At 72.8% G+C, this 3,933-nt stretch carries 5 protein-coding genes; 1 reads left to right on the forward strand and 4 read right to left on the reverse strand.

The window, feature by feature from the left end; translation table 11 throughout:
- The first annotated feature begins 181 nt into the window (after positions 1-181).
- On the forward strand, positions 182-847 hold the full coding sequence (locus ABZ749_RS30990) for a DUF1345 domain-containing protein (RefSeq protein WP_357233980.1): 666 nt from the start codon (positions 182-184) through the stop codon (positions 845-847).
- A gap of 271 nt (positions 848-1,118) precedes the next feature.
- Here ABZ749_RS30990 and ABZ749_RS30995 read toward each other — a convergent pair whose 3' ends face one another.
- From ABZ749_RS30995 to ABZ749_RS31010, 4 genes are all read right to left on the reverse strand, one after another.
- Positions 1,119-1,787 carry a hypothetical protein gene (locus ABZ749_RS30995; RefSeq protein ID WP_357233983.1) on the reverse strand — a complete coding sequence of 223 codons (669 nt, stop codon included), beginning with the start codon at positions 1,785-1,787 and terminating at the stop codon, positions 1,119-1,121.
- A 169-nt stretch (positions 1,788-1,956) separates the two neighbouring features.
- A complete protein-coding gene (locus ABZ749_RS31000) occupies positions 1,957-2,931 on the reverse strand; it encodes a pirin family protein (protein ID WP_357233986.1) in 975 nt (324 codons plus the stop codon).
- Between the two features lie 112 nt (positions 2,932-3,043).
- A complete protein-coding gene (locus ABZ749_RS31005) occupies positions 3,044-3,697 on the reverse strand; it encodes a hypothetical protein (protein ID WP_357233989.1) in 654 nt (217 codons plus the stop codon).
- On the reverse strand, positions 3,694-3,933 hold a 240-nt coding region (locus ABZ749_RS31010), incomplete at its 5' end, for a hypothetical protein (protein ID WP_357233992.1). The genes ABZ749_RS31010 and ABZ749_RS31005, both read right to left, overlap by 4 nt.

The raw sequence follows: 3,933 nt of genomic DNA on the forward strand, positions 1-3,933 counted from the left end.
GGTCGACTACGCCAACGGGACCGAGGTGGCCCGGTCGGCCGGGATCGAGGCTGCGCCCGAGGTCGGCCCCGCCCAGCGGGCCGAGCAGGCCCGGGACAAGAAGCACAACCGGGTCTCGCAGCACCTGCGCGGCATCTGACCCGGCAGTGACGCCCACCACCCCGACCCGGGAGCGTCCCGAATGACCCAGACCGGCCCCGACCGGCCAACGGACGTGCGTTTCCCGGCTACGAAGCAGCTCGCCGTCGTGGCGGTGGCCGGCGTCGTCGCCGGCTGCGTCTTCGCGCTGCTGCTTCCCCTGCCGCTCGCCGCGCTGGCCGGCTGGGACGTGGGCGCGCTGAGCTGGCTCGTGCTGGTCTGGCACAAAATTTGGCCGATGGACGCCCTGCGGACCGCCCAGCTGGCCGTCCACGAGGACCCGAACCGGGCGATCCGGGACGCCCTGCTGCTCGTCGCCTGCCTGGCCAGCCTGCTGGCCGTCGGATTGGTCGTGGCGAGCGCGCAGAGCGCGCCCCCCGGGACGACCCGGGAGCTGCACAGCGGCCTGGGCGTGCTCAGCGTGGTGCTCTCCTGGTTCGTGGTTCACACCGTGTTCGCCGCCCGGTACGCCCGGATCTACTACACCGGCCCGGACGGCGGGGTGAACTTCAACCAGACCGAGCCGCCGTGCTACTCCGACTTCGCGTACGTCGCGTTCACCATCGGGACGACGTTCCAGATCTCCGACACCAACCTGACCAGCAACGAGATGCGTCGTACGGTGCTGCGCCACTCGATGGTGTCGTACCTGTTCGGCGCGTTCATCATCGCCGTGACGGTGAACCTGCTGGCGGGTCTGGCGGGATGACAGCTGGTCAGGCTCCGAGCCGCGCAGTCCCCCGGAGCGCGACACGGGGCGGGGCCGACCGAAGGGCCGGGACAGGCGGGCGCCCCTGGTCACGAACCGCGACCCAGGGCGCCACGCAAGCCTGCCCAGGCGGTGAACCGCATCCGAACCGGTCGCGGTCACCAGGCGGTGGAGGCTCACCCGAACCGAGCGGCCAGCACTGCCGGGTCCAACCATACGGCAGAACATCCTCCGTTTGGTCAGAATTTGGGGAAGTGTGGGCCAGGGCACGTCACGGCCGACCGGTCACCTCCGCGTAGCGATGCTCCAGGTCCACCCGGGCCAACGCCCCCACCAGCCAGGCCAACTGCTCGGACTCGCCAGTGGCCAGACCGGCCAGGTCGTCCGCCGACCTGCCCAGCCCGAGCCGACGCGCGGCAGTCAGCGCCCGCCGGTCGGCGACCGGGGCCACCTCCCGCCACAACGCCTGCGCCTCGCGAAGAAACAGGACGACGACCTGGTCGTCCACGCCCGGAAGCTCGGTCAGCAGCGCCCGCTCCCGGACCGGGTCGTGGCGCGCCACCGCCCGCAGCCGGCGCAGATCACCCCGGTACCGCTCGGTCACCGTCCTAGCCAGGTCACCCAGCACGGCGGCCAGCGCGTCCACGTCCCCGCGCTGGCCGCTGGCGCGCAGCACCCGGACCCGGTCCTCGTGCAGGGAACGCGCCAGCCGGGCCGCGCTGTCCCACCCCTCGTCGCGCAACGCCCGCGCCCCGTCCAACGCCCGCCGGAAGTCACCACGACGGGCCAGCAGCACCGACAGGTACAGCACCTGGAACAGGCTCGCCGGGTTGTTCGTGACCCGGAACCCGTACTGCTCGGCGAAGCCCCGCCCGCCACCGGCGAGTCGGCGCGCCAGACGTTTACGATCCGCCATCGGAGTGATCAAACTGGTCGCCATCCCAGCGCCTACCCGCGCCACCGGGAGGTCACACCGCCCTACCCTGCCCCGGCCCGGGCCGGGCCGGGCCGGGCCCGGCCCGGCGATCTTGCAGTTTCTGTCGCGACAAAACCCGCAGAGTCCCACATTCCGGGGACCGAAACTGCAAGATCGACGAGATGCGGGGGCGTCAGCCGTGCAGGCCACCCGTGCGGTCGCGGGCCTTCAGGCGGGTCGTGGGCAGGGCGGGCGCCGGCAGGGGCGGCGCCGAGTCGTCGGCGACCACACCGAAGCGCCCGTCACCGGCCATCCAGTCCTCCCGGGCGGCGGCGATCTCCTCGTGAGACCGACCCACGAAGTTCCACCACATCACCAACGGCTCCTCGAACGGCGTACCGCCCAGCAGCAGCAACCGGGCCCCGGCCCCGCCCCGCACCGTCAGCTCCCGGCGGCCCGAGCCCAGATACAGCAGCGCCCCCGGCTCGAACCCGACCCCGGCCGCCTCCGCGGACCCGGACATCGCCAGTACGGCGTACTCGAAATCGGGCCGCAACGCCATCGTCGCCGGCGCCTCACCGCCCAACTCCAGCTGCACCCCCACCAACGGGGTGTGCACCACCGCCGGGGACCGCTCCCCGGCGAACTCGCCGACCAGCACTGTGCCGTCCAGATCGCCGTCGCGCCAGCGCGGCAGGTCGCCGTGGTGCGCGAAGTCGGCCGCTCCGGCCCGCGCCGGGTCCGGCAGAGCCACCCAGAGCTGCACACCGTGCATCACCGGCGGATGGGTGGCCGGCGAGCGCTCCGAGTGGGCGATACCGTTCCCGGAGGTCATCACATTCAGTTGGCCGGGCACGATCGGCTGCACGTTGCCGAGGCTGTCCCGGTGCAGAATCTCGCCGTCGAGCAGCCAGGTCACCGTCTGCAGCCCGGTGTGCGGGTGCGGCGGCACCTCCATACCGGGCCGCTGCGCCACATCGTCCGGGCCGAAATGATCCACGAAACACCATGCGCCGACCATCCGGCGCGCGCGCTGCGGAAGCAGCCGCCGCACAGTGGTGTACCGGCCCAACGGCACGTCGTGGCCGGGCAACAACACACTGCCGGGATCGACGTCGGCCACGCCAGGCGGTCGGGTCTGCGCCAGCATTGATTCAGTACGCTCCACCGCCCGACTGTACGCGCACGCCTGTTCGCGACCGCGGCGCTTCCAGCCAGGCCGGGCGGGGTTCACCAGCCCGTGGTTGGCTGGCCCGGCGTGCGCTGGCCCGGGCCTTGGTTCACCGGTTGCTGGAGGAGACCAGCACGCTGTTGGCACCGGCGACCAGGTCCAGGTACAGGCGCTCCGGCGACCGGTCCCAACCCGGCGTACCCAGCACCGAGCCCGCGGCCACCCCGTCCCAGCGGTCGCCGCGTACCACCACCGAGCCCGCGCCGGCTCCCGCCCGAACCCGTACCGGAGTCTCCCCCGGGACCCGGACGTCGAGCTGGCTGGTCCCACCGGTGAGTCGTACGGTCAGGATGCTGCCGGGCTGGTCTGAACGCGGGCCGGTCGGGTTACCGGAACCGTCGGCGGTGATCGGTGGCAGGAGAATCTCGGTACGGCTGGAGCCTCCGGCGATTTCCACACCCAGCAGACGGGCCCGGGTCAGGTCCAACACCTGACTGCTCACCCCGCCAACGAGGTGGACACGCCAGGCGACCCGCTCGTTGAGCAACACCCGCACTGCCCGTGGCCCGCGCGTACCGGACTCCACGAGGTCGAGCCGCACGGTCTCCCCCCGCACCGCCGGTCGGCCCGCCACACCCGAGCCGGCCGGGGCACTGATCCGGTACAGGTCGTCGCCCAACTCGGCCACCCGCAGCTCGAACGAGGACAGCCCATCCGCGAGCACGAAGGTGCCCTTCCGCCGACCGGCCAGGGGCGCTGTCAACAGTTGCTCGGCCGCGGCACCCGCACCGCCGCGGCGACCTTCAGGCGCGTCCGGGTCGGCGACGCCTCCCGGGCGGCCGCCGTCACCGGGGCGTGTGCCGTCGGGGCGAGTGCCGTCGGGGCGAGTGCCGTCGGGGCGAGTGCCCCGATGGGCTGGCCCGTCACCGCGCTGATCAACACCGTGGAGAGGCCACCGCCCACCACCGCGGCGGCCACCGCGATGGTCGCCGAGCGCCA

Origin of the sequence: Micromonospora sp. NPDC047753 (assembly GCF_040642735.1) — a bacterium.
Lineage (GTDB): Bacteria > Actinomycetota > Actinomycetes > Mycobacteriales > Micromonosporaceae > Micromonospora.